The organism is Leptotrichia sp. oral taxon 417 (assembly GCF_013394865.1).
Classification (GTDB): domain Bacteria; phylum Fusobacteriota; class Fusobacteriia; order Fusobacteriales; family Leptotrichiaceae; genus Leptotrichia; species Leptotrichia wadei_A.
On record NZ_JABXYV010000001.1, the window covers coordinates 225122 to 250175 of the forward strand.

23 protein-coding genes and 3 tRNA genes are annotated in these 25054 nt (G+C 30.4%); 17 read left to right on the top strand and 9 right to left on the bottom strand.

Features of this window, described 5'->3' with window-relative positions; genetic code table 11:
• The first annotated feature begins 59 nt into the window (after positions 1-59).
• Together HW276_RS01100 and spoVG are read left to right on the top strand one after the other, a co-directional pair.
• Positions 60-305, top strand: coding sequence for an RNA-binding S4 domain-containing protein (locus tag HW276_RS01100; protein WP_178937088.1), 246 nt, complete (start codon positions 60-62; stop codon positions 303-305).
• 129 nt (positions 306-434) lie between these two features.
• Positions 435-716: a septation regulator SpoVG gene (gene spoVG, locus HW276_RS01105; RefSeq protein WP_010128751.1), complete on the top strand. Its 282-nt coding sequence runs from the start codon at positions 435-437 to the stop codon at positions 714-716.
• A 122-nt stretch (positions 717-838) separates the two neighbouring features.
• On the opposite strand, the gene HW276_RS01110 is transcribed toward spoVG, so the two are convergent.
• On the bottom strand, positions 839-1507 hold the full coding sequence (locus HW276_RS01110; protein WP_178937089.1) for a TIGR02206 family membrane protein: 669 nt from the start codon (positions 1505-1507) through the stop codon (positions 839-841).
• Between the two features lie 50 nt (positions 1508-1557).
• Entirely contained in the window at positions 1558-2859 is a 1302-nt protein-coding gene (locus HW276_RS01115) for an alpha/beta hydrolase-fold protein (RefSeq protein WP_178937090.1), read from the bottom strand.
• Between the two features lie 259 nt (positions 2860-3118).
• Here HW276_RS01115 and HW276_RS01120 point away from each other — a divergent pair, with 259 nt between their 5' ends.
• The 6 genes from HW276_RS01120 (at position 3119) to HW276_RS01145 (ending at position 6429) form a co-directional block, all read left to right on the top strand.
• Complete coding sequence (locus tag HW276_RS01120) at positions 3119-4462, top strand: ISLre2 family transposase (RefSeq protein WP_178937091.1); 1344 nt, start codon at positions 3119-3121, stop codon at positions 4460-4462.
• Between the two features lie 174 nt (positions 4463-4636).
• A complete protein-coding gene (locus HW276_RS01125; protein WP_147002785.1) occupies positions 4637-5371 on the top strand; it encodes a RadC family protein in 735 nt (244 codons plus the stop codon).
• Complete coding sequence (gene ricT, locus HW276_RS01130) at positions 5368-5874, top strand: PSP1 domain-containing protein (RefSeq protein ID WP_178937092.1); 507 nt, start codon at positions 5368-5370, stop codon at positions 5872-5874. The genes HW276_RS01125 and ricT overlap by 4 nt, the downstream gene beginning before the upstream one ends.
• 316 nt (positions 5875-6190) lie before the next feature.
• A tRNA-Val gene (locus tag HW276_RS01135) sits at positions 6191-6266 on the top strand.
• Between the two features lie 7 nt (positions 6267-6273).
• Positions 6274-6350, top strand: a tRNA-Asp gene (locus HW276_RS01140).
• 3 nt (positions 6351-6353) lie between these two features.
• Positions 6354-6429 (top strand) — tRNA-Phe (locus HW276_RS01145).
• A gap of 228 nt (positions 6430-6657) precedes the next feature.
• Here the strand turns inward: HW276_RS01145 and HW276_RS01150 are convergent.
• Positions 6658-7755, bottom strand: a complete 1098-nt coding sequence (locus tag HW276_RS01150; RefSeq protein WP_178937093.1) for an RNA-guided endonuclease TnpB family protein — start codon at positions 7753-7755, stop codon at positions 6658-6660.
• A 476-nt stretch (positions 7756-8231) separates the two neighbouring features.
• Between HW276_RS01150 and HW276_RS01155 the strand changes: the two genes are divergently transcribed.
• The 6 genes from HW276_RS01155 to upp all read left to right on the top strand — a co-directional run bounded on the left by HW276_RS01155 (position 8232) and on the right by upp (position 15844).
• Entirely contained in the window at positions 8232-8804 is a 573-nt protein-coding gene (locus HW276_RS01155) for a TetR/AcrR family transcriptional regulator (RefSeq protein WP_255460267.1), read from the top strand.
• 18 nt (positions 8805-8822) lie between these two features.
• Positions 8823-10094, top strand: coding sequence for a TolC family protein (locus tag HW276_RS01160; RefSeq protein WP_147002788.1), 1272 nt, complete (start codon positions 8823-8825; stop codon positions 10092-10094).
• A 225-nt stretch (positions 10095-10319) separates the two neighbouring features.
• Positions 10320-11519, top strand: a complete 1200-nt coding sequence (locus tag HW276_RS01165) for an efflux RND transporter periplasmic adaptor subunit (protein ID WP_178937095.1) — start codon at positions 10320-10322, stop codon at positions 11517-11519.
• Positions 11520-11569: 50 nt separating this feature from the next.
• Positions 11570-14644: an efflux RND transporter permease subunit gene (locus tag HW276_RS01170; RefSeq protein WP_178937096.1), complete on the top strand. Its 3075-nt coding sequence runs from the start codon at positions 11570-11572 to the stop codon at positions 14642-14644.
• Between the two features lie 102 nt (positions 14645-14746).
• Entirely contained in the window at positions 14747-15043 is a 297-nt protein-coding gene (locus tag HW276_RS01175; protein WP_178937097.1) for a PG0541 family transporter-associated protein, read from the top strand.
• Between the two features lie 177 nt (positions 15044-15220).
• Positions 15221-15844 carry a uracil phosphoribosyltransferase gene (gene upp, locus HW276_RS01180; RefSeq protein WP_178937098.1) on the top strand — a complete coding sequence of 208 codons (624 nt, stop codon included), beginning with the start codon at positions 15221-15223 and terminating at the stop codon, positions 15842-15844.
• Between the two features lie 418 nt (positions 15845-16262).
• Here upp and HW276_RS01185 read toward each other — a convergent pair whose 3' ends face one another.
• The 6 genes from HW276_RS01185 to msrB all read right to left on the bottom strand — a co-directional run bounded on the left by HW276_RS01185 (position 16263) and on the right by msrB (position 21344).
• Positions 16263-16433 (bottom strand): hypothetical protein, encoded by a 171-nt coding sequence (locus tag HW276_RS01185; protein ID WP_178937099.1) that lies wholly within the window; start codon positions 16431-16433, stop codon positions 16263-16265.
• A gap of 145 nt (positions 16434-16578) precedes the next feature.
• Complete coding sequence (locus tag HW276_RS01190; RefSeq protein ID WP_178937100.1) at positions 16579-18249, bottom strand: sensor histidine kinase; 1671 nt, start codon at positions 18247-18249, stop codon at positions 16579-16581.
• The gene (locus HW276_RS01195) at positions 18246-19028 is read right to left on the bottom strand and encodes a response regulator (protein WP_178937101.1); all 783 of its coding nucleotides are present in this window, start codon (positions 19026-19028) and stop codon (positions 18246-18248) included. Before HW276_RS01195 ends, HW276_RS01190 begins: the two co-directional genes overlap by 4 nt.
• A complete protein-coding gene (locus HW276_RS01200) occupies positions 19029-19499 on the bottom strand; it encodes a redoxin family protein (RefSeq protein WP_178937102.1) in 471 nt (156 codons plus the stop codon). It lies immediately after the preceding gene.
• Between the two features lie 108 nt (positions 19500-19607).
• Complete coding sequence (locus HW276_RS01205; protein WP_018451030.1) at positions 19608-20246, bottom strand: cytochrome c biogenesis protein CcdA; 639 nt, start codon at positions 20244-20246, stop codon at positions 19608-19610.
• A 24-nt stretch (positions 20247-20270) separates the two neighbouring features.
• Entirely contained in the window at positions 20271-21344 is a 1074-nt protein-coding gene (gene msrB, locus HW276_RS01210; RefSeq protein WP_178937103.1) for a peptide-methionine (R)-S-oxide reductase MsrB, read from the bottom strand.
• A 350-nt stretch (positions 21345-21694) separates the two neighbouring features.
• Between msrB and HW276_RS01215 the strand changes: the two genes are divergently transcribed.
• The 3 genes from HW276_RS01215 (at position 21695) to rfaE2 (ending at position 24721) form a co-directional block, all read left to right on the top strand.
• Entirely contained in the window at positions 21695-22630 is a 936-nt protein-coding gene (locus tag HW276_RS01215; protein WP_178937104.1) for a cell division protein FtsZ, read from the top strand.
• 230 nt (positions 22631-22860) lie between these two features.
• On the top strand, positions 22861-23715 hold the full coding sequence (locus HW276_RS01220; protein WP_178937105.1) for a cell division protein FtsZ: 855 nt from the start codon (positions 22861-22863) through the stop codon (positions 23713-23715).
• A gap of 556 nt (positions 23716-24271) precedes the next feature.
• The gene (rfaE2, locus tag HW276_RS01225; protein WP_370464641.1) at positions 24272-24721 is read left to right on the top strand and encodes a D-glycero-beta-D-manno-heptose 1-phosphate adenylyltransferase; all 450 of its coding nucleotides are present in this window, start codon (positions 24272-24274) and stop codon (positions 24719-24721) included.
• Positions 24722-25054 lie beyond the last annotated feature (333 nt).

Genomic DNA, 25054 nt, shown 5'->3' on the forward strand with positions numbered 1-25054 from the left:
ATAAAAAAACAGGCTATTGAACATGTCTAAATAATGAAAATTTAGGAGTAAAATAAAAAATGCGTTTAGATAAATTTTTAAAGGTAACAAGAATTATAAAAAGAAGAACAGTGGCAAAGGAACTTGCAGATAATGGAAACATCGTTGTAAATGGAGATCCTAAAAAATCTTCCTATGATGTGAAAAAAGGCGATATTTTTGAAATAAAATATTTTAATAAAAATATAAAGGTAAAAGTGCTGGATTTACCGCCTGAAAGTCTGAAAAAAGAATTTATTGAAGACTATATTGAGATAATTGAATAATCTGTACTTAAAGTTACTTTAAATAAATTAAGGAAATATTATATTCTTTATCATTTTCTCTCTTGTTTTTTACGATAAATAAGGTATAATTGTATTGGAAAATAAAACTATAAAATAAGGAGAAGACTTATGAAAGTAACTGATATTCGTATTAGAATTGGAAGACAGACAGAAAACATCGAAAGATTGAAGGCTTATGCCGACATTACATTTGACGAAAGTTTTGTCGTTCACGGATTAAAAATAATTGACGGACAAAACGGACTTTTTGTGGCAATGCCATCAAGAAGAATGCCAAATGGAGAATTTAAGGACATAGTTCATCCTATCAAACCTGAACTTCGTGCTGAAATAACAAAAGTTATTTTAGAAAAATTTGAACAAGAAAAAGCAGCTATTGAAGCTGAATAATATTTCCATTAAAAAAAGTACACCAAATACTAAAATCATATATACATAATAATACTAATATCAGTGGTGTACTTTTATTTCTTCTTAATTTTTTCACTTCTTAAATCTTGCAATTCAAAATTTTATTTATTTTCTTTCTTAGTTGGAAGATATAGCAAAAATTGTAAAAAAATCATTGTCAATATTAAAACAATATCATATAGCCAGATTGGTTTTATAAAACTCACTTGTGAAATAATATGAGTTCTTAAAAACATTGCGTTTATTCCTTTAAAAATAAAATTATATGTAAATGCATATAAAAATATGAGAAGTAATGTAATTATTGATTGAATAAGTCCTTTTTTTGTAGGTTTTCCACCTAAATAAGCGGATCCAAAAAAAGTTGTAAATACAATAAGCGCATGCATTATCATAAAAATATATACGTAATAATTATCGTGATAATAGATTATTCCAGGTAAAATTAATGCTAAAACTGGTCCAAAAGTTAAATAGTAAACAGCATTATATAAAAATTTTGTCCTGAAAATTAGATATAATCCTGCGAAAATTGCTGCAAAGTTACAAAGATGTATTGGCATAACGTTGGTTATAGGCTCATTTTGGTACATTAACCTGTAAATTGAGTCGATTATTTTAAATATTAATAAAAAATAACCTAAAATTGTTGAATATTTTTCTATGTTTACATTCTTAAAAATTCTTGGAATATAAAATAAAAATATGCAAATTAAAGTTGATACTACAAAGGTTTCTATGTGAATTGGACTAAAATAGCTAAAAGTCAAAGTTTCTCCCTTCCTGTTTCCTATTTTTATTTAAAATTTCTCAATGCTTTTCATTGTTTTGACTGTAAAAACATCCAGTCTTTTATTCCAGGTATATTATAGGCTACTTTCCAAGTTCCAGAGTGTTCTAAACCTGGATTGGCATCTTTTGGCAAATATGGATTTGTGCCCTTTTCAAGTGTTGTATATTTTATGTTTGACTTTTGGGCAATAACCTTTCTTGCGCCTTCTAGAAATTGTGCATCTGTGTAATCGGCTCTCCAATTGTCTTTTGCTACTGTGGCTCCTCTTTTTATAAGTTCGCTTGTAATTGCATTCATTCCTGGATAGGCTTTCGCATCGCCAGTTGAAACTGTTATCCATAGATTATTTTTTGCCATAGTAGACACTTCTTTTGGATTCCATTGGCAAGCTACCAAATATGAAGCTGCAAACAATTCTGGATATTTGTAGTTCATGACAATAGCCATCATTCCACCCATTGACTGTCCTGTTGCATATAATTTTTTTTCATTGATGCTATATTTTGAAATTAAATAATCTCTTATCAAATTTACGGTTGCATCCAGATCACTTGTAATATCTCCGTTGTCATCCACTACTTGTCTTGAATATTGAGGAGCTAGCACAAATGCCTCATGTCTTGCCTGTTCTTCAGGAGCTGCAAATGAAGTTGCGCCATTTCCTTGAAATAAAGCAGTTTTCGTGTCTTCGCTCAGAACTCCCTTATCGTGCATAAACAGTACAAGCGGATATTTTTTATTCTTGTCATAATTTTTTGGAATATAAAGATTATATTTCACACTTGTCCCAGTTTTTGGATCTTTATACACAAACTGCTTAAAGTTTTCCACAATCAGGTTTCTAGTTTTATTATTTTCAAGTATTGCAATGCTTTTTTCCAATTTTTTACCATTTGTAAATAAAATATCTTCCTTTTGTGTTATTTTAGAAGTTGCCTTTTTCATTTGAAATCCAACTTCATCATTTCCTTCAAGGCGAAGAGAAGCCCCGCTGTCCTTTGGATTTAATTCAATAATGACAAATCTTCCGTCTTTTACAATATCAGTTCTTTCTGGACGGGTATTTGAATAGATTTTTTCAACAGTTCTGTCTGATACTGTAAAAGTATTCTTTGTCAATTGCGAATTTACTACCCTTTCATTAAATTCTACAATAATATGTGTAATTTGCTGTCCTGTTCCAAAAACTTCCGTTACAGATGTTACACTTCTTATCCCTTTGGGATATTTTATTTTTTCGGTCTTTAATGCGGTAGTTGTTTCTGCTGAAACAATGCCCGCTGATATTAACATACCGAAAATTGTTAAAAATAATAATATTTTTTTCATAGATATCCTCCTTTGCTATTTTTATCCAGATACATTCAATAGCTTTTTTAATTTCATTATTTTTAAAGAAAAGCCCTTGATAAATTTTACCATAATTTTTTTATATTTCAAATATTATTTGCCTTTAATTTTTTTCAATATTCTCAAGACAGAGTAAAAAATATAGGGGCAAATAAATTTAATCAAATTTTTAATTAACAAAAAAGAGGAAACCAGTTACAATATAATCCCTCAATCCTATTGAAAGGTGGTTTCCTCTATGATTAGAATATCAGATTTTTATTCAATTGTAAAGACTTTTTTTAAAAATATTTTTTCCTTCAAACTTTCGTTTGAGCAACAATTTAAACTATTTATCATAAAGGCTTTTGAAATACTGTTTAGAGTTTATGTTAAAAAAGTTGATGACAACTTTTTTTATTCCAATGAAAGAAAGAATAGATTTAAAAGTAAAGGGTTTGTCAAAAGAACTGTCACTACTGCTTTTGGATATGTAACTTTTGAACGTCGAAAATATGTAGATAAGAAAACAGGCGTTTACTACTACATTGATGAAAAAATTGGACTTAAACGGTACAGACGGCTTTCTGAGGAGCTGATTTTTACCATACTTTTTGAATATCAGCATACTGCAGCTTCATTTGTTGCAAAGACTTATGCTGTTTCAAAAGCTACCGTGTATAATCTTGTCAATTCTTTTGAAATGCCAAAACTTGATATTGGAAGGTTTGAAAAGGATGATGATTCGCCAGTATATATGGAAATTGATGAAGACCATATGAAATGCAGAAGAAGCAGAAATACATATATGAGGATGGTTGCTATACATCGTGGAATTGAGAAAGTCTGCAAGGACAGGAACAAGCTCATTGACAAGCATACAGTAATGTTCCCTACATCTGTATCGCTTGAGGAAGTGTCGGAGTATGTGCTTAACTATCTTGAAAAAAGATACAGTATGGATAAGAAAAAACTGATTGTGAACTCTGATGGCGGAAAATGGATAGACAGCTTCGTAGGAGAGCTTAGAATTTACAAGCCGGTACATATTTATGACAAGTTTCATCTGGTAAAAGCCATAGGCGAGATTTCCAAAAGGGATAAGGAAATATCAAAAAACCTTTACAAATGGCTTGAGAAAGATAATTTTACAGAACTTGAAAACTTTTATGAAACTTTTAAGGAAAAAGAAAATATAAGCCAGAGAAGAAAAGATCAAATGAAGATGCTGCTTAACCAGTATGAGAAGATAAGAAGAATCTATACAGAAAAAGATTACATAGGGTCAAGGACAGAAGCTCTTGTATCCCATGAATGCTCAAGATTCCTTTCAAGCAGACCAAAAGCCTTTTCAAGAAAAAGGATAAAGAGAAGAGCAATGTACCAAACTTTCTTTGCAAACTATGGCAAGGACAGGGACAAGGCTCACAAACTGTATTTTAATGGGACAAGAGTGGGTTCAATGGAAAAAGTAATAGAAACAAGTTGTTTGCCAGATATCATTAGCGAAGCAGGAAAAGGGACAAACATTCCATATTTAAGAGGAGGAGAAAGTTTGATAAGGGAAGCTCTGAAGGAAATATCACAAAGCAGAATGATTTAAAAAAGACAGCCCAAAATTTTTATTATGTTATTTTGGCTGCCCCTATATTTTTTACTCTGTCATATTCTCAATTTAGTTTGTCATTTTTTTAGTTTTATGGTAAACTATTTGAGTAAAAGCAAGGCATTTTTAGAGAAATTTGGCTTGTATTATGATATTTTTCTGGGGGGAAAAATGAAGAGGGATAATGGGAATAAAAATAATAAAAAAATAGATTTTGAACGAATGCTGGATGAAGAAAAGGAAAAGGGGCATCGAGAAAGACTAAGGCAGCGATTTCTGTCAACAGGGGCAAAAGGATTTACAGATTGTGAAATTTTGGAATTATTGCTTACTTATACAGTTACTAGGAAAAATTGTAGAGGAATTGCAGGGGAACTTTTAAGGAAATATCGGGATTTGTATACGATTTTGAAACAGCCTGGGGAAGAACTGCAAAAAAATAAATATATGACTGAAAGGGCAGCCGTATTTTTTAAACTTTTATTTGAAATAATTGAAAATGAATTGTATAAAAAAGTATATAATGAGCGAATCGTACTTTCAAGCAACCTGAAATTGCTGAATTATCTGAAATTTTCCCTTTTAAGCAGGGATATTGAAGTATTTAAGGTATTGTTTTTAAATACACAGAATGAACTGTTAAAGGAAGAGGAACTTTTTTTTGGAACGATCGACAGAAGCACGGTCTATATTCGGGAATTGGTAAAAAAAATTTTAGAATATAATGCAAAGGGAGTAATTCTGGTGCATAATCATCCATCAGGCTCATTAAAGCCGTCAGAATCTGATATTTTGCTGACGAGAAAGGTAAAGGAAGTTTTGGAAAATATAGAAATACGGTTGCTGGATCATTTAATAATAAGTGAAAGAGGGCATTTCAGCTTTTTGGAAGGTGGGATTTTATGAAGATAATAAATATAAAATTTAGGAAAACAAAAAAAGTTTATCCATTTATGATAAGCGATTCGGAAGATTATAAAAAGGGAGATTACGTTCTTGTAGATACAATTCGTGGGGAACAGATAGGCATAGTTCTTGGAGTTACATTAAATAGACAGAATGCTGATCAAGATGATTTGAAAATTAGGGAAGTAAAAAGAAAATTGACAGAGGAAGAAGTAAAAAAATTAGCAGATTTGGATAAAAAGGCTGATGAAGCATATTTTAAATGTAAAAAGATTGTAAAAAGACTGCTTCCTGAAATGAATCTTGTTATTGGAGAATATACATTTGATGAAGGAAAGTTGATATTTTATTTTACAGCGAATAACAGGCTTGATTTTAGGGAATTGGTAAAGGAAGTAAATAAGACATTTAAAAAAAGAGTGGAATTTTATCAAATTAAGACAAATGATGAAGGAAGAATTTTGTCAGCTTTTGGGAAGTATGGACGGGAAATTTACTGGTAAAAAATAAAAATGAAGAGTGTGCAGAAATTTTTTTGTAAATAGAATACTTGAAATATGAGAAAAATATCCAGTAGTGGAGGATTTTGTAAGACATGCAAATTTTGATATATTGTTATGCAAAGTACTGAATTTACTGGATTTATCTATTAGTTTACACAAAATTCTGGACACTCCTTTTAGAATTGTAAATAAGTATAATTTTTCAGGGATTTGATAACTTGAATTAAAAAAATATGGATATTTATAAAATTTTTAAAAAAAAGAGTTGAAATATTTGAAAATATATGTTATACTTATTGAGTAATAAAGTTGATGTGGTCGCATAGCTCAGTTGGGAGAGCACCTGCCTTACAAGCAGGGGGTCATTGGTTCGAGCCCAATTGTGACCACCATTTTTATGGAGGTGTAGCTCAGTTGGTTAGAGTGCTTGCCTGTCACGCAAGATGTCGCGAGTTCGAGTCTCGTCACTTCCGCCATTTGCCCAGATAGCTCAGTCGGTAGAGCAAGGGACTGAAAATCCCTGTGTCCGTGGTTCGATTCCGCGTCTGGGCACCATCATAACAACTAAAATTAGAATATATAGTGCAAATCAGTAATTATGCTGTTTTGCATTTTTTTTTATTATTTTTTCAAATAGCAAATTTTTTTAGTAAAAGATCAATATTTTATGTGAACTACTCCCGCTTTCAGAAGCGGGAGCTTCTTGGGAAGTATCTGCTTTTGCTAGCCAAATATATTTACCAAGCTCTTCGGGCAGTCCCTGCCCTGTTTTTTTTTATTTTCCTAATATTCCAACATCAATTTTCCAATGTTTTTTATATTCAGTGCTGCATTGTAATCTCTATCAATCTCAATTCCACAGCACTCACATTTATAGCTTCTTTCTGATAATTTCAGTTCCTCTTTAACATTTCCACATTTACTGCAAGTTTTCGACGACGGAAACCACTTATCTATCTTCAAAAATTGCTTTCCTAAAAACATCAGTTTATACTCAAGCATCCTCAAAAACATTCCCCATCCATTATCTCCTACACTTTTCCCAAAATTTAATGCCTGGCTCATCCCTTTCATATTTAAATCCTCAACAACCACAGCATTATAATCTTCAGACAATTTTTTCGATAATTTATGCAAAAAATCTCTTCGGCAATTTTTGATATACTCATGCAATTTTGATATTTTCGCTTTTTGCTTATACCAATTTTTAGAAAATTTCACTTTTCTTGACAATGACTTTTGTAATTTTTTCAATTTTTTCTCCAATATCCTAAAATATTTTGGATAATCAGCTCTTTGGTTTTCAGAACTGACAAATAATTCAGGCATTGAAAAATCAAGTCCAATTATTTTATTGCTACTTGGCATTTTTTGAATTTCTTTTTCAAATTCCGTCAAAACAGAAACATAGTAATTTCCATTACTGTTTGTCAATGTTACTGACTTTATTCTATAATTTTTTGGTATTTCTCTATGATATTTTAATTTTATTCTTTTCAATTTTGGCAAAACCAAATACTTGTTTTCCTCAATTCGTATCGAATTGTTCACACAATTTGTCGTGTAACTTTTAACACTAGTCTTTTTAGATTTGAACCTTGGAAATTTTGCCCTCTTCTGAAAGAAATTCGTAAACGATCGTTTTACATTCAATTGAGCATTTGAAAGTGCCAGACTGTCTACTTCTTTCAAAAATTGATTTTCACTTTTCAAACTAGCAGGTGTAATTATTTTATTTTTCCCAGTTTCTTCATAAAATTTATTTGCAGCATACAAAATCGTATTGTAAACAAAACGAACACATCCAAAAGTCTTGTTTATCAACAACTCCTGCTCCTTATTTGGATAAATTCTATATTTGAATGCTAAATTATATTTCATAAAATTACACCTTCTTTTGATTTTGAATATTATTTTTAATGACTTCTCTTCAATATTTTATATAAAAATTGTATCATAAGTGTATCCTTTTTTCAACTTTAAAAAAAAGCAATTCATCTCCCACTTATAGAAAGCCTACGACTTCTTGCTATCTTTTTGTTAAACAAAATTTATTAAATAGTGCAAGAACACTCGCTACTTTAGTCGTGGGAGGTTCAGAGATGAATCCATTAATTTAATGGAAAATGATATTAGAATTTTTTTTGAAAAATTAACTTAACTGCTTTATCTAATAAAAAGGTATTTTACAAGGAAAAAGATTGCTCGTATTAAGATTATAAGGTTAATAGAAAAAGATTGACAAATTATAAAAAAATTATATTATAATATAATGACTTGTAAGTCAATTTTTATTGTTAGGTAGGGAGATGTTTGTAAAAGAGAAAAATATAAAAAAACAGAAAAAGAGGAAAATATTGGAAAAGGCCTTTGAATTATTTAGGGAAAATGGGTATATGGATACAAAAGTTGAGGATATAACAAAGGCATTGGGAATTTCAAAAGGGAGTTTTTATACGTATTTCAAGACGAAAGAGGAACTTTTGTGTGAGTTGTTGGAAAGCATGAAAAACTCTGAAATGGAAAGATATTCGAAAGTAGAAATTGATGAAAATCCGAAAAAAACTTTGGAAAATTTCATTAAAGAAAGATTTAAAAGTATTCTAGAACTTTTGAACAATGTGGATATTGGAATAATGAATTCTTTTACCCAGAATACAAATGTAGGGAAATTTCATGAAGAAATGACAAAATTTTTCAAGAGTTTTATTAAAGAAAATGTACTTTTAAGATATGAAAGTAACAGAGAATATGATATGGAAATTATTTCAGATTTTATAATTTCGGCAATTAATAATTATTTGATTAAAAAAATTGTATGTAAAAAAGAATATACTTTTTCCTCAAAGGGAGAGTTTGATGGGATAGTAGAGGATAATCAGAAATTAATTAATGAAATTGTAAAATTCATCGATAATGCATTAAAATAGATTAAACAGGAGGACAAGATGAAAAAAAATAAATTGCGAATGATAGTGGTGCCATTATTATTGTTAATTGCAATTCCGGGTTTTGCAGAAAAAATAACGATACAGGAAGCAGCAGAAATGGCAATTAAAAATAATAAGGACATTAAGATTGAGATGTTGAAAACAGAGCAAGGGAAAATTGATGTGGATAGAGCCTGGGCTAACAGATTTTTTACAGTAGGTTATTCTGGAAGCGCTCAAGAGCATTTGGATAAGAGTTTTAGTAGAACTGGAGAGGCTTATCAGCATTACTTGACATTGTCGCAACCGATCTATACAGGCGGAAAATTGAAACTGAATCACGAAATTAGTAAAGAAAAATTGACATTGTCGCAGCTTAGTCTGGATAAAGTGAGAAAAGATACAGTTTTAAGTACAGTTCAAGCATATATTGATGTTTACAATGCAATGAGCACATTGGGAGTATTGCAGAAATCAAAGGAAACGTTAGATGAAAATTTAAAAACACAAAAAGAACTATATGATTTAAGAATGACAACTCAGCCAGAACTTACAGAAGCAGAAAGAAGCGTGGCATCCATTGAAGCACAAATTGTAGAGCAGGAAGGGAATATAGAAGTTTCAAAAGAGGCATTGGGAATTTTAATCGGAGTGAAAAATAGTTCGCAAATCGAGATAGTTCCATTTGGAGTAGAGGATAACTTTACAAAGACAGTTAAATTGGATGAAGATTTGGCAAAATTGCCGCTGGAAAATACAGAATATAAGATAGCTGTGAAGCAAAATGATCTGAGCAAAAAAAATATAAAAGTGCAGGAAGCAGATTTTAAGCCGACAGTTAGCGGAATGATAAATTATGGTGTATTGCAAAGTCAAGATAAGTTTGGAAATATTTTCAAGACAAAAAACTTTACAACTTCAGCAGGAGTAAAATGGAGCTGGGACATATTTGACTGGGGAGCAAGAAAAAATAATGTAAATTATGCGAAAAAGACTCAGGAAATATCAGCTGTTCAAGTGGATCAGACTCTGGAAACTGTTCAAGCAAATATGAGAAAAACTTATTATCAGTTAAGATCGCTGGAAAAAAGTATAGCAGCATTGCAATTAGCGGTGCAAAAAGCAGAAGAATCATATAATTTGGAAAAAGAAAGATATTCTTACAGATTAATTACGATGGAAAATTTGTTGCAATCGGAAACTAATTTAAGACAAGCCAGAGTAAATTATGCACAGGCTAAATTGAATTATTATTTCCTAGTTTCTAAATATGGAGCATATTTGGATTAGAGATAAAAAATTTTATAGAAATGATATGAATTGGAAAAGTTGATAGAATTTAAATGGTAAAATAAAAGAACCATTTAATTTGAGAATTATAAAATAATCAAAATGAAATTTTCACTTTTTAAATAGGGAATAATATTAAATATAAAAACAGGAGAAAAATATTAATTTAATTGGATTTTAGAGGCTTTTATAAATAATTAAAGTCACTAAGAATAGGGAGGAAAAATGAAAATAAATAAAAAAATAATTGTAGCAATGATGGTGTTAGCGTTGCTTACTGTTTCATGCGGAAAGAAAAAACCAAAAGAAAATTTATCTATGGCAAGACCAGTAAAAGTGCAAGTAATTGGTCAAAATCAAATGTCGTTGGGATACACGGCGAGTGGATCGATAAAAGGGATAGAAGAAATACCGTATACAGCGACTTCAAGCGGGGAAGTTGTAGTAATTAATGGGAAAAATGGTGATTATGTGAATGCAGGGCAAGTAATTGTGGCGATTGATAATCAAGCGGCAAGATCTGGTGTTAGAGAGGCTGTTTCAAATGTAAGAACGGCAGAATCTAATATTAGTTCGGCACATGGAGATATTAGTGCAGCTAAAGGAAATATTGCCTCAGCAGCAGCAGCAGTGGAAGAAGCGAGAATTAATTATCAAAAATATAAAATGTTATATGATAAAAGATTAATTACAGAAACTGATTTCTTGACAGCACAAACAAAATTAAGTTCGGCACAAGCTAACTTAAATTCAGCTAGAAGTAACTATAATACAGCGGTAAATGCATTATCTTCTAGAAGAAACAGTTTGAGTTCGGCACAAGCTAATTTGGCTACAGCAAATGATACTAACAGTAAAACTGTTATTAAAACTAAAGTTAGCGGATATATTGCGAATATGGATTTAGAAAGACATCAACAAGTATCAGCAGGAGCAAAATTGTTTACATTGGTTAATGAAAGTGAAATGAAATTGGAAATTGGAGTTCCAGCAGAAATTGTTAAAAAAATTCAAATGGGAGCACAAGCGATTATAAAAGTTGATGAATTGAATGGTAAGGAAATTGTTGGAACAGTTTATGAAATAGCGGCTTCAGCTGATTCAGCTAGTAGACAATTTATTGTAAAAGTTAAATTCCCTAATCCAGATAGAGAATTAAAAAGTGGAATGTATGGAAAAGCAAATATTGCAACAGGAGCTGAAGATGGGTTGATTATTCCTAAAAAGGCGATTGTAGTAAGAGGAGTTCAGCAAGTTATTTATGTTATTAGAGATGGAAAAGCGGTTATGATACCGATAAATATTTCTAATCAAAATGAAACTTATGCGGCAGTGACTGGTGATGGTTTGACAGCTGGAGATCAGTTAGTTGTTGATGGACAAAATGTTATACAAGCGAATGAAAAAGTAAATATTGTGCAGTAATAGAAAAATAGAGAAAGGAGCGTACGGTTATTGCAATCGTATGAGATAAAATGACAGTAGCAGAATTTGCAACGAAGAGAGTAGTGTCGACAACGATGATACTTATATTTATGATTTTTGCTGGTTGGGTAGCGATGACAGGTATGAAACAGGAAAGAATACCAGATTTCGATACACCGATAGTTGTTGTTAATGCCACTTGGACGGGAGCGACAGCGGAAGATGTAAAAACACAAGTATCTAAAAAAATCGAAGATGCGGCATTGAATGTAGATGGAATTAAAAATATTACAACATCTTCATCTTATGGTTCATCAGTAGTTACGATAGAGTTTAACTATGGTGTAGATACAGATATTAAACAAGTACAAGTTCAAACACAAATAGATAAAATAAAAGGACAATTGCCAGATGATGACAATTTTAAAGATCCTACAGTATCAAAATTAGATATGGCAGGTAGTTCCAACATGGCGTTAATGATTGGAATTACTGGGAAAAATAAAGAGTTAATAACATCATTTGTTGAAGAAACATTACAACCTAGATTGAAGAGAAATAGAGGTATCGGTAATATTTCTGTAATGGGTAATGCGACAAGACAAATTAAAGTTTGGCTGGATCCAGCTAGATTAAAGGAATATAATTTGTCAGCGGCAGAAATTTATAGTAAAATAAAAGCAGCTAATACGGTAACACCAGCAGGTACAATAACTGATGGGACGAAAGAATTTATCCTAAAAGTTGATGGAGAGTTAAAAGAGCTTGATCAAATTCAGGATATCGTTATTTCAAATCAAAATAATCAAACAGTTAGATTGGCTGATGTGGCAAAAGTTGAGTACGGAACAGAGGATCCTACATCATATGTAACATATAATGGAAAAGAAATGGTTGCCGTTATGATTCAAAAGAGTAAAGATGGTAACTTGGTAGAGGTTGCTAAAAAGGCTAAGGAAACTTTGAAAGAAGCAAAACCATTATTTCCAGCAGGTTCTAGTTATAATATAATAGTTGATAACAGTGAAAAAGTTAGTGAATCGATAAAAAATGTTGCAAGTTCTGGGATACAAGCGGTTATCATTACAATCATAGTACTTTTTGTATTCTTGAAAAACTTGCGAGCGTCATTAGTTGTGGGAACATTGATTCCTATTTCAGCAATGTTTACATTCTTTTTACTTACAACACAAGGGATAACATTGAATATGATTTCGTTAATGGGATTATCACTTGCGGTTGGATCACTGGTAGATAACGGAGTTGTTACGCTGGATAATATTTTTGATCACATTCAGATTAATAAGGAACCAGCAGATGTAGCAGCGATACGGGGTACAAATGAAGTAATTCTTCCGATGATGGCGTCAACGGCGACTTCAGTTTGTGTATTTCTACCTATTATATTGTTTGAAGGAATTACTAAAGAAGTATTTAAAAGTATTGCATTTTCAATGATGTTTGCGTTATCAGCTTCAATCATTGTTGCGATGTTATGGGTTCCGATGGCTTCAAGTTTATTTTTAGATGTTAAAAAAATCGCAGATAATGCTGAAAAAGCCGATAGATTTAATGCATTTAGGGATAAATATAAAGAATTAGTGGCAAAAGTATTGGGAAATAGATGGAAAATGGTAATTGGAATTGTAATAGCATTTGTAGTAGTTGTATTTGGAATAGGAAAAACAGTAAAAACTACATTCTTCCCAACGATTGATGATAATCAATATTCGGTAGTTGCGACACTTGCGACAGGATTAGATTTAGATGTGTCAAAAGATATTGCAAATAAAATGGAAGCTGTTGTAAAAGCAGATCCAGCGACTAAAGATATAAATGTTATTGCCTCAAAAAGTGCAGCGACAATAAATGTCGATGTAAAGAAAGATACGATGAAGGCAATGAACCGTGTCAGAGAAAAATTAAAAGATTTACCAAATGTAACACTTGCGGTTTCACCACAAAAAGCAGGAGGTCGTTTATCGCAGAAGGATTATTCGTTTCAAATAGAAGGTGATGACCCACAAGAATTAAATAGAATTGCAAATTCGATAATGAATGATATGAAGAGCCAGTCTTGGTTTAAGGATGTTAAGTCATCGACTGAAGGTGGATATCCACAAGCTAAATTGGAAGTTGACAGAGTAAAAGCGGAAAGTTATGGAATAACTGTAACAGATATTACTCAAATGTTGTTTATGACAGCTTCTGGATCTGCAAATCCGATTGATATAACTCAAAGTACAGAAACATTGGATGTAGTACTGGAATTAGAAAAAAATCAAAAAAATTCATTGAATAAAATTATGGATTTAGAGATAAAAACTAATAAAGGAACTTATGTTAGATTAGGAGATATTGCTACAATGCAATATGAAGAAAGTGCGTCAACTATTTCAACAGAAAATGGTACAAGAATTGTAACAGTTGGTGCAAACTTGGATAAATCAAAAGGATTTAATGATGCAGCGACATTTATTCAACAGTCATTCAAGAAGGCAAATCCAGCTGAAGGATACAAAATTGGGGTAGCAGGACAAGCTAAAAACCAATCTGAAATGGGTGGACAAATTATGAAAGACTTGTTACTTGCGATTGTGTTGATTTATACAGTACTTGCGGTTCAGTTGGAATCATTTATCTTGCCACTTATGATTATGACAACATTGCCATTATCAATGATTGGAGTAATTTTAGGATTAGCAATAACTAGAGTACAACTTAGTATGTTCGTTATGATTGGTATCTTGATGTTATTTGGTATGGCGGTTAATAATGCGATTGTAATGCTTGATTTCGTTGCGGGATTGCGGAAAAAAGGCTGGTCGATTCATGATGCCTTAGTAGAAGCCTGTGGTTCAAGACTTCGACCAATTTTAATGACAACACTTACAACAGTATTAGGTTGGTTGCCAATGGTATTCTCGAGTAAAGGAAGTTCGGGATACTATCAAGGAATGGCGATTGCAGTAATGTTTGGACTTTCATTCTGTACAATCTTGACATTGTTCTTTACACCAGTGTTGTATTCGTTGGTTGAAGAAAGAAAAGAGAGAAAACAAAAAGAAAAAGAAGAAAAAAGAAGACAGGAAAAAGAAGAAGAAAGAAGAGGATATGCTAAATAATTCGATTCTTTGATTTATTAAAGTATTTGGTAACTTATAAAAGTTAATTTTTATGAGTTATCAGACAAAATTATATTTATAAAAATTAGAGGGGAGAATTTTGTGAAAAGATTAGAAATATATTTTGATTCATTTTATACGGAAAAAATGAAAGAAGAATTAAGAGAGTATGGAATAGATCAATATTTTATAGTTCCAGCTGTTCATAGTTCTTGGAGTAAAACTTTTAAACATTTTAATACACATGTTTGGCCAGGAACAGACAGTATTTTAGTTACTTATTTGGAAGATAGGCACGCACAAGAGATTATACGGATTATTAAAATTATGAAGATAGATTTAGGTCGTGGAATTTCGATGGGTGCGGTTATTATGCCTGTTGAAGATATTATTTTGTAAAAAATATAATTTTATACTATCTTCCAATTTAAATAGCAAATTAATTATAATTTTCTCGCAAGAGGTCAAGCTTCCTTGTCAGTAAATAATATAAGATATAATTTCTGTTTTTTAAATGGAATTTGGGTATAAAATGAAAAAGTAGTTTGAATATAAAAAAGAACGGAGTGATTATTAATGGCAGTTTTTGAATTGAAACATCCGCTAATTGAACATAAACTTTCAAATTTGAGAAATAAACATACAGATACTAAACTTTTTAGGGAAAGCCTAAACGAAATAGCAGGACTTATGGTTTATGAAGCAACAAAACATTTGCCGCTCAAGGAGATTGAAACAGAAACTCCTATTCAGAAAACTACTACAAAAGTTCTGGATAAACCAATAACATTAGTTCCCATCCTAAGAGCAGGACTTGGAATGATAGATGGAATACTGCAGCTTCTTCCAAATGCAAAAGTAGGGCATCTGGGAGTTTACAGAAACGAAGAAACTTTAGAGCCGGTCTATTATTACGCAAAAATGCCAACAAACGTTGTCGAAAGTCAAGTTTTCGTAGTAGATCCAATGCTTGCAACAGGTGGTTCAATGATTTACACACTTGACTATTTGAAAGAAAAAGGCGTAAAAAACATAACTGTGCTTTGTATCATTAGTGCTCCTGAAGGAATAAAGAAATTTACTGAAAAACATCCTGATGTAGATTTGTACATTGCGGCAATTGATACAGGACTTAATGAACATGCATATATCTATCCAGGTTTGGGAGATGCAGGAGATAGAATATTTGGAACAAAATAATAAAATGGATTTTTTAGGAAAATACTCTAATTAAAATAATTAGGGTATTTTTTGTATATTTTGATTAATAAATATTTTTCCATATTACTATGTTTTTTTTTTTTTTTTTTATTTCTGTAGGATTGCTCATTGCCGCAAATCCTACGACCTATGGCTAGTCTACGACATTTTTCTGCACTGACAAAAAACTCGCTATGCTCAAACAGTTTTGTCAGCACAGAAAAATGCTCCGACGGATTTTAAAGAGTAAAAATTATATTTTAATTATTTAAAAATATTGAGTTGTTATTCTTTATTAGAAAAATTTGTAATAAATTTCTTATTTAACCGAGGTTTAGTATAATAATGTTTTTTCTTTTCTTCAAAAGCAAAAAAGAAGCAGAATCTCAAAAATTCCACTTCTTCACATAATGATTTATTAATAACTATTTCCATCCCTATCTTCACAATAAACATTTCCATATTGCTTATAACAATGAACTCCTCTTTCTTCTCTTCTTTCACGAGCTTCATTCCATTCTTCTGAATCTAATAAACTACAACTTACTGTAGTCAGAGCAAGAATTACAATCAAAAATAACTTTTTCATATTATCATCTCCGCTATATTTTTTTTGTATTATAACACATTTTTATGATAATTGTCTTTTTTTTTTAGAAATTAGAATAACATTATAAAAAACTATTTTTAAACAAGAGTTCAATTTTTTGATTTTAAAAGGGAGTGAGAATACATTACAAACTTGATTTAAAAGGAATTTTTATAATTACTTCTGCTCCTTCGGTTTTGTTGTCTTTATTTATAAATACGCCATAATTTTTGCCGTAATAGAATTTTATTCTTTTATCGACATTTTGAAATCCTACACCGCCTGTCTTGCTTTTTTTGAACTGTTTGGCTTTTTCAAAGCCTATTCCGTTGTCTTTGACTGAGATATTGACAGTGCTATTTTCTCTGTAAACGTCGATTGTGATAATTCCGTTTCCAGAAAGGTTTTTTATTCCGTGATAGATAGAGTTTTCTACAATTGGCTGGATTATGATTTTTGGAACTTTGATGGAAAGAAGGCTTTCGTCTTCTATGTTGAAAAAATAGGAAAGTTTGTCTTCATATCTCTGCTTTTGTATGAATAAATATTCTTTAGTGTGCATAATTTCATCTTTTAACGGTATTTTTTCGTGTCCGTTGCTAAGGGAAAGCCTAAAATAGTTTGCAAGTGATTTTGTAATGCTGATTACTTTTTCATTGTCTTCAAATTCTGCCATCCAAATGATTGTATCTAGCGTGTTATACAGAAAATGTGGATTAATCTGGCTGTGAAGAGCCTTTATTTCATATTCCCGCAAATATTTTATCTTTTCAACCATTACATTAAAATGTTCTACAAGGTTCTGAATTTCATAGCCTGTTTTTTCACTTAAATGAAATTCCCATAGATTATTTTCAAAGTTTTGCATATGATTTTCCAGTTTTATTAAAGGCCTTAGAATCTTTGTTATTACGATAAATGTAATAATGGAAGAAAAAGCTAATGAAACTAGGAAAATGATAATAACTATGTGAGAGAAATTTTTCTTTAAGGTAACTAAGTCATTTGTGTTTGCAAGGCTTCTTAAATTCCAGTTTGTATTTTCAATCTGTGTTTCGTATAGATATGTATCTTTATTTTTATTTTTTTCTGAGAATTTTGCAAGACACTTTTTATCAGCAAAGCATTTCACATCTTTGTAGTAAATAATATTGTTGTTTTTGTCTACTATAATATTGTCGATTTGTTTTCCAAAAGAGATAGAATTTAAATATCTTTCAAGAATTTCATATTTAATGTCAAAAACAATAACACCAAGATTTTCTCCCTTTGAATTTTTTATGTCCCGACTGATTGAAAGAAACCAGAGAGCTGAGTTCATAGAGGAGGTGGAATTTTTTCTGCTGGGATTAAAAACGGGCATATCTGAATTGTTTATAGCATCTACATACCATTTTTCCTTCATCATATTTTCTGATATTTTCATATCATTATTTTTGTCACTGGATACAATGTTACCATTTTTTCCAATTACAGTAATACTTTTAATTCCTTTATTATATTCAAGAATCGAATAAATCATTTTTTCAATGCTCTTTTTTGAATCTTCATTTCCTGATATTAAAAAATTTCTAACATCGGCATCAACAGATAAGAGATTAATCATATTTTTCAATTTATCCGCATAAAGAGTAATATAACGGGATGTATTTATAACATTTTCATTAGTATACTCAATTTCCTTGTTCATTATGATGTATTTTGAAGTATAGTAAAAAATACTGCTTAAAAAAAGTACAAACAGAAGATTTCCAATAATATAATAAAAAAACAGCTGAAGCAGCATCGAGTTTTTCATAGTTCTTTTTAGTTTCATAGTTTCTCCAGCACACTTTTCTTAAATTCTTTCGGTGTCATTCCAAAAGTTTTTTTAAATTTTGAATTGAAATAATTAAAGTTTTCCATTCCTACAAGCTCTCCAATTTGATAATTTTTCAGATCTGTTGTCAAAAGCAGCAATTTTGCCTTTTCCATCCGCATATTATTCAAATAGTCCTGAAAAGGAATACCAAACAAATTTTTAAAAAGTGAACTCAAATATCCAGAAGATAAATTCATTTCGTCAGCCAGAGAATTTAAGTTAAAGGAAATATCGCTGTATTTTTCTTCAATTTTTTTTGTTAAAATATCTTTATACTTACTATGAGAAATATTTTTATCAGATTTCTCAATTTGGCTAATTTTATTAATAATTTTTCTTGCTTCGTTATATCTTTTATCTTCTTCCAGCTTATAGATAAGTTTTGAAATTATTTCATTTATATCCGTTTTTGAAACAGGTTTTAAAATATAGTCTTCAACTCCGATTTTTAAAGCCTTTTGAGCATATTCAAAATAGTCATATCCAGAAATAATGGCTATCTTAACATCACTTTTCAGATATTTCATTTCCTCGGCAAGAGTCAGCCCATTTTTAAAGGGAATATTTATATCCAGCAAGACAAGGTCAGGCAAGACTTCAGAAAAAGTCTTAAAGGCAGAATTGCCGTCTTCTGCCTCATAAACATCACTTATCTTATATTTTTCAAAATCAATAAAGGTTTTAATGCCTCTTCTTATAATCGGTTCATCATCAATTATTAAAATACTATACACTTATTTAACAGCTCCTTTGATTTGTGCAGCAGTCAGATGTCCTGGCAAAGTTTTAACAATATTCAAGTTCCCATCCAATATAATGTTTGAAGGATACCCCAAAATTTTTGCCCTTTTTAGCACTTCCCCCTTTTCATCCAGTAAAACAGTAATATTTTTGTAATTAAGCCCTTTATACCACTGAATAAATTTAGCTGTAGGTTTTTCTCCTTTTTGTCCCGGAGAAGCAATTGTTATAACTGTAAAATTCTTACTTTTATCTGCACTTAAAGAATTAATTTCGCTTAATCCCGAAAGACAGATAGGACACCATGAAGCCCACATTTTAATATATATTTTCTTACCTTTGTACTTGTTAAGGGAAACAGGTTTATTATTAATGTCCTTTAACTGAACTCCTTGCAATGTATTTCCAAATGAAATCGATCCAAAACTCAACAAAGTTACAATTGTTACAATTAATTTTTTCATAAAAATTACTTCCTTTCTGTATTATAGCAAATTTAAAATATTTTTTGTAATTATTTTTTAAGTTATTTTGATTACTGATTGTTTTATAAAATTTAAAAAATAAAATTATTAAAACTTATTCATTATTAGTAAAATTCCCATAAATATAATTAGAAATCCTCCAAAGATTTTAAAATAGTTTGTGTATTGATTTAAAGCTCGTACTTTTTTTAGCAATTCCTGAGAGAAAAAGGAAAATAGAACAAATGGAGTGGCAAGTCCTAAGACGTATATAAACATCATTAACCCTCCATAGACTGCAGATCCTTTTTCCCCTGCAAGAGTAAGCACCGAGGCAAGAATAGGGCCTACACATGGAGTCCACCCTAGACTAAATGTTAGTCCTAGCAAAAAAGCCTGTAATGAAGAATTTTTCTCAATTAAATCCAAATTTACAGATTTATTTTTTTCTAAAAAGTTAAATTTTAAGATGCCTGTCTGATGTAATCCCAGTATTATTACAAGTATTCCTGCCAAAACTTTTATAGTGTCATTGAAGAAAATTCCCGTAAGAAAACTAAAACTAAAGCCAATGCTTACAAAAGTAAGTGAAAGACCTAAAATAAATAGAAAGGTATTAAGCACAGTTTTTTTTCCTTTGCTTAAAATTCCCAAATATACAGGAACAATGGGAAGAATACATGGAGATAGAAAACTTGCTACCCCTCCTAAAAATACGCTTCCTACCAGTAATGGCTGATTAAACATAAATTATCTCCTATCCTGTTCATTTTACTGAACTAATTTTATTAAATATCCATAATGCTCTTTTTCCATATCTTTTAATGGGATAAATTTAATTGAAGCACTGTTTATGCAATAACGAAGCCCGCCTTTGTCTTTAGGCCCATCATCAAAAACATGTCCCAAGTGGGCTTTTCCGCTTCGACTAAGCACTTCTGTCCTTACCATATTAAAACTTGTATCATTTGCATAAGTTATAACATCTTTTGAAATAGGTTTTGTAAAACTTGGCCAGCCACAGCCAGAATCATATTTATCTTTTGAGGAAAATAATGGCTCTCCTGTTGTTATGTCCACATAAATTCCAGCTTCATGATTGTCCCAGTACTCGTTTGAAAAAGAATGTTCAGTATTTTTTTTCTGTGTAACGCTGTACTGCAGTGGAGTAAGCCGTTTTTTCAATTCTTCATCACTTGGTTTTGGATAATCTTTTGGATCAATAATAACTTCATCTGCCTTACTGACATCAATGTGACAATATCCGTTAGGATTTTTTTTCAAATAGTCCTGATGGTATTCTTCTGCGAGTATATAATTTTTCAAAGGCTGAACTTCAACTTGAATTTTATCTGTATATTTTTTCTGCTCTTCTTCAATTTCCTGTAAAATAATTTCTTTATCTTTGGGATTAGTATAATAAATCCCTGTTCTGTATTGTCTGCCTCTATCATTTCCCTGCTGATTAATGCTAGTAGGATCTACAACTTGAAAATAATATTTAAGAAGCTTGCTCAAAGAAATTTTGTTTGCGTCATATTTTACGTGAACTGTTTCTGCGTGATCCGTTGATGCGACAATGTTATAACTCGTTTTTTCAGTTTTACCATTCGCATAGCCAACCGTAGCATCCTTTACCCCGTCAATTCTTTCCATATATGCCTCAAGTCCCCAGAAACAGCCACCAGCAAGATAGATTTCCTTGATGTTTTCGTTCCCTGCCTGAATCATATTTTCTTTTTTCGGTTTATTTTCATTTCTGTTTTTACGATTTTTATTTGATAATACTACTGAAAATAAAGCTAAAGATAGTATTAAAAATAATAGTAGACTTCTAGATTTCATAAAACCGCCTCCCGATTTATATTTAAATATTTTTTGTATCTACAAGAATAGTATAGTCCAAAAATTGATAAAAAAAAATGAAATATAGTAATATTTTTCTATAATTTTATAATATTTGTTTATTTATTTACTAATTAAATTTGATATAATTTTAAAAAAGTGTTAAGTTAAAATATAAAATCAATATTTTTAAAATAAAAAATAAAGGGTCTTGTGATATATTAAAGAACTGTGATTAAAAAATAGATTAAAGAAAAATATTAATAAATAGTGTCTTGAAATATAGATTATCTAGGAGGAAAAATAGTGGGTAACATCGCTTGTAGGAACGCAGAGGTCGGGGGACTGATATGAAAAACACATTAAATGGTGTAAAAATAAAAATAGTGGCTTTGGGAAAAACAGGAAGTAATGTAATAAATAAAATGATATTAAATAACATTGTAAAGGCTGATTTTATAACGATAGATACGGAAAAGCTGAATTTAGACAGTTCAAAAGCTCCCAAGAAAATATTTGTGTCGTCAATAACTTCATTTGAAGCGATGGAGGATTTAAGAAAACAAACAGAAAAAGAATTTCAAAATGCAGATATGGTGTTTATAATAGCTGAAATGGGAGAAAAAACAGGAACGCTACTTTCATCAGCTGTGGCAGAAATTGCGAAATCTATGAATATACTAACGGTTGCAATAGTATCAAAGCCTTTTGATTTTGAAGACCTGAATAAAATAAAACTTGCTAAAAAGGGGAAGGAAAGATTAAAACATTTCGCTGATACAATAATAGTCATTCCATATCAAAGATTGAATGATTTATACATAAATCTTCCAATGGCAAATATCTATGAAAAAGGAGAAAAAGCCTTTGTAACAATTGTAAAGGGAATACTGGACTTAATAAAAAAACAGGGAATTGTAAATTTGGACTTTGCAGACATTAAGTCTATATTGCAAAATTCAGGCAAAACAGTATTGGGCTTTGGAAAAGCAGACGGAGAGGACAGAGTAAAAAAAGCAGTAGAACAGGCACTAAATACCCCACTTCTAGATCGTTCAATAAAAGGAGCAGGAAAAATACTAATGAACATAACCTCAGGAAACGACATACGCCTAGAAGAAATCAGCAAAATCGCCACAGCAGTAGCCAAAAGTTCCGAAAATCCAGACTTATTTCTCGCATGGGGAACAGTCTTTGAAGAAACTAAATTTGAAAATCCTGAAGATTTTGAACAAAAAGGGAGCTGTGTAAAAGTATATTTGATTGCAACAGATTTTGGCGATTAATAAAAATAATTTAAAAATTTATAAATAAAAAAAAGAAAAAGTAAAAAAATAGATACTGCACTACCTTAAAATAAAGCAACTTTAAATATGAAGCTATCAGTTATGGTAGCTTTTTATTATTATTAGAAGAAAAGGCGAAATTGTATAAAAAATAGTAAAAGTTCTAATATATTTGATAAAAATATGTTAAAATCTAGAAAAGAAAACTTTATATATAAAGGAGAAGAAAAATGGACGGTATTGAAATAAAAGTTGTTGGAATCGGTACGATGGGAAATAATGTCTTGAATAAGATGATGAAAAAAGAGATTACGGAAGTTGAATTTGTGGGAATTGACACAAATCAAGAGAATTTGGATAAATTGAATGTAGAATCAAAAATATTGGCTTCTGAGCATTTAAGTGAAAAAGTGCAGGGGAAATTGAAAAATACAGATTTAGTATTTATTTTGACAGAAATGTCGGAAAAGAAGAATAACGAGATAGCCTGTGTTGTTTCAGAAGTTGCAAAAACAATGGGAATATTGACAGTAGTTCTAGTTGCTACATCAATTAATTCAAATGGAGGAACTGAAGAAATTAAGAAATTAGAAGAAATTTCTGATACTGTTATAGTTTTGCCTCTTAAAAAATTAGTGGAAGCAGATTCTAGTGCAACTTTTGATAAATTATTTGAAAAAAGAGATGAAATTTTTATAAAAAATGTAGAATTTATAACAAATCTAATAAAAAAACAAGGGGTAGTGAATCTTGATTTTGATGATGTAAAAATAATGCTAGGAAATTCAGGAGAAGGCATAACAGCATTTGGTAAAGGTGAAGGGCAGGATAAGGTAAAACTTGCTACAGAACAAATAATAGATAGCCCTTTTATAAAAAATCTTCCAAAAGCGAGAAAGATACTGTTAAGCATTACAGCAGGACCAGACATTGGATTAACGGATTTACACGAAGTAACTATGATTATAAATAAAAAATTTGGAGCAGACCAAATAAATATACTATGGGGATACATTATGGATGTTGAGCTTGAAGATAAAATTGAAGTGGAAATGCTGATAACAGATTTAAAGGAATTACTTTAACATACAATGTATAAAATAAAGATGATGTAGATAAAATTGTTGAATTTGTAAAAAAGCAGGAGTGACGATTGTAAAAGAACCTTAAGATGTATTTTTGGGTGGATATCATGTGTATTTTTGTAATTTAGACGGGATATTATTGGGAAGTGGCTTGGGAACCAGATTTTAAATCTGATGAAAATGGATTATTACAATTTTAGTAAATATATTCTAATTTGTAAAATAGATAAAAATGTTATAAATGTTAGAAGAAGTAAAAGTAGTAAGCTGATACTTCTTTTTCTTTTTTGATGAAAAATTGTCAGAATATACTTAAAACTTCTTAAAACAAAATTATTGAAATTAGAAAAAATAAAAGTTGAAAAAAAATAGAAAAATTTTCTTTTTTTGGAAAAAATGTGGTATAATTTGATGTATGCTCAAACCTTTTTAAAATTAAATAAACTTAGGGATTGAGTAAATTATGAATTAAATACGTTATAATTATAAATAGATAAATATATTGGAGAGAAAATTGGGAAAAAGTTTTAAGGATAATTTGCTGACAGCTGATAAAATGAGAGATGAAATAGTGAGATTGCAGAAGGCTGGGAAAAAGGTAGTTTTTACTAACGGAGTTTTTGATATCCTGCATATTGGGCATTTGACTTATCTAGAGGAAGCTAGAAATTTAGGCGATATTTTGGTTGTTGGTGTAAATAGCAATGCTTCGGTTAAAGTGAACAAGGGAGATAAAAGACCGATAAATAGTGAAACAAATAGAGCTTTTGTGCTTTTGGGTACGAAATTTGTGGATTATACGGTGATTTTTGATGAAAAGACACCAGAAAAACTGCTGGATATTTTAAAGCCAGATATTCACGTAAAAGGTGGAGATTACAAAAAAGAGGACTTGCCAGAAACAAAAGTTGTTGAAAAAAATGGCGGAGAAGTAAAGATTTTATCCTTTGTGGATAATATTTCCACAACTGAAATTATTAATAAAATTATTGAAGTGTATAAATAAAGGATATTTTTATTTTTAAGATATTCTTTTTTATGGAAAAGGAAACATTTACTATTAACTTTAAAATCATAACATTTTTTCAATAAAAAAAATAAGCAAAATTTCGTTAAAGAAAAAATAACTGTTTGAGATTTTGGAATAAATTTTAGATTGTATCTTGTTATTTGCGTTAAAATAAACTTAATTCAAAATCGAGTTTTATTTTTTCTTTATAAGAAAGTTTTGCGTAAAGCGGGGTTGTAAGGGCATGACGTTTGATGCCCTTACGTTAAAAAGACAAATAAAAATTATAAAAAAATAATTTATAATATAAAAATCAAAAAATTTTAGTTA

Coding starts and splice junctions, on each gene's coding strand:
- msrB (WP_178937103.1), bottom strand. CDS start 21,344: ATGAAATCTAGAAGTCTACTATTATTTTTAATACTATCTTTAGCTTTA.
- HW276_RS01200 (WP_178937102.1), bottom strand. CDS start 19,499: ATGAAAAAATTAATTGTAACAATTGTAACTTTGTTGAGTTTTGGATCG.
- HW276_RS01150 (WP_178937093.1), bottom strand. CDS start 7,755: ATGAAATATAATTTAGCATTCAAATATAGAATTTATCCAAATAAGGAG.
- upp (WP_178937098.1), top strand. CDS start 15,221: ATGGCAGTTTTTGAATTGAAACATCCGCTAATTGAACATAAACTTTCA.
- HW276_RS01185 (WP_178937099.1), bottom strand. CDS start 16,433: ATGAAAAAGTTATTTTTGATTGTAATTCTTGCTCTGACTACAGTAAGT.
- rfaE2 (WP_370464641.1), top strand. CDS start 24,272: ATGAGAGATGAAATAGTGAGATTGCAGAAGGCTGGGAAAAAGGTAGTT.
- HW276_RS01115 (WP_178937090.1), bottom strand. CDS start 2,859: ATGAAAAAAATATTATTATTTTTAACAATTTTCGGTATGTTAATATCA.
- HW276_RS01125 (WP_147002785.1), top strand. CDS start 4,637: ATGAAGAGGGATAATGGGAATAAAAATAATAAAAAAATAGATTTTGAA.
- HW276_RS01190 (WP_178937100.1), bottom strand. CDS start 18,249: ATGAAACTAAAAAGAACTATGAAAAACTCGATGCTGCTTCAGCTGTTT.
- HW276_RS01165 (WP_178937095.1), top strand. CDS start 10,320: ATGAAAATAAATAAAAAAATAATTGTAGCAATGATGGTGTTAGCGTTG.
- HW276_RS01205 (WP_018451030.1), bottom strand. CDS start 20,246: ATGTTTAATCAGCCATTACTGGTAGGAAGCGTATTTTTAGGAGGGGTA.
- HW276_RS01220 (WP_178937105.1), top strand. CDS start 22,861: ATGGACGGTATTGAAATAAAAGTTGTTGGAATCGGTACGATGGGAAAT.
- HW276_RS01160 (WP_147002788.1), top strand. CDS start 8,823: ATGAAAAAAAATAAATTGCGAATGATAGTGGTGCCATTATTATTGTTA.
- HW276_RS01120 (WP_178937091.1), top strand. CDS start 3,119: ATGATTAGAATATCAGATTTTTATTCAATTGTAAAGACTTTTTTTAAA.
- spoVG (WP_010128751.1), top strand. CDS start 435: ATGAAAGTAACTGATATTCGTATTAGAATTGGAAGACAGACAGAAAAC.
- HW276_RS01100 (WP_178937088.1), top strand. CDS start 60: ATGCGTTTAGATAAATTTTTAAAGGTAACAAGAATTATAAAAAGAAGA.
- ricT (WP_178937092.1), top strand. CDS start 5,368: ATGAAGATAATAAATATAAAATTTAGGAAAACAAAAAAAGTTTATCCA.
- HW276_RS01170 (WP_178937096.1), top strand. CDS start 11,570: ATGACAGTAGCAGAATTTGCAACGAAGAGAGTAGTGTCGACAACGATG.
- HW276_RS01215 (WP_178937104.1), top strand. CDS start 21,695: ATGAAAAACACATTAAATGGTGTAAAAATAAAAATAGTGGCTTTGGGA.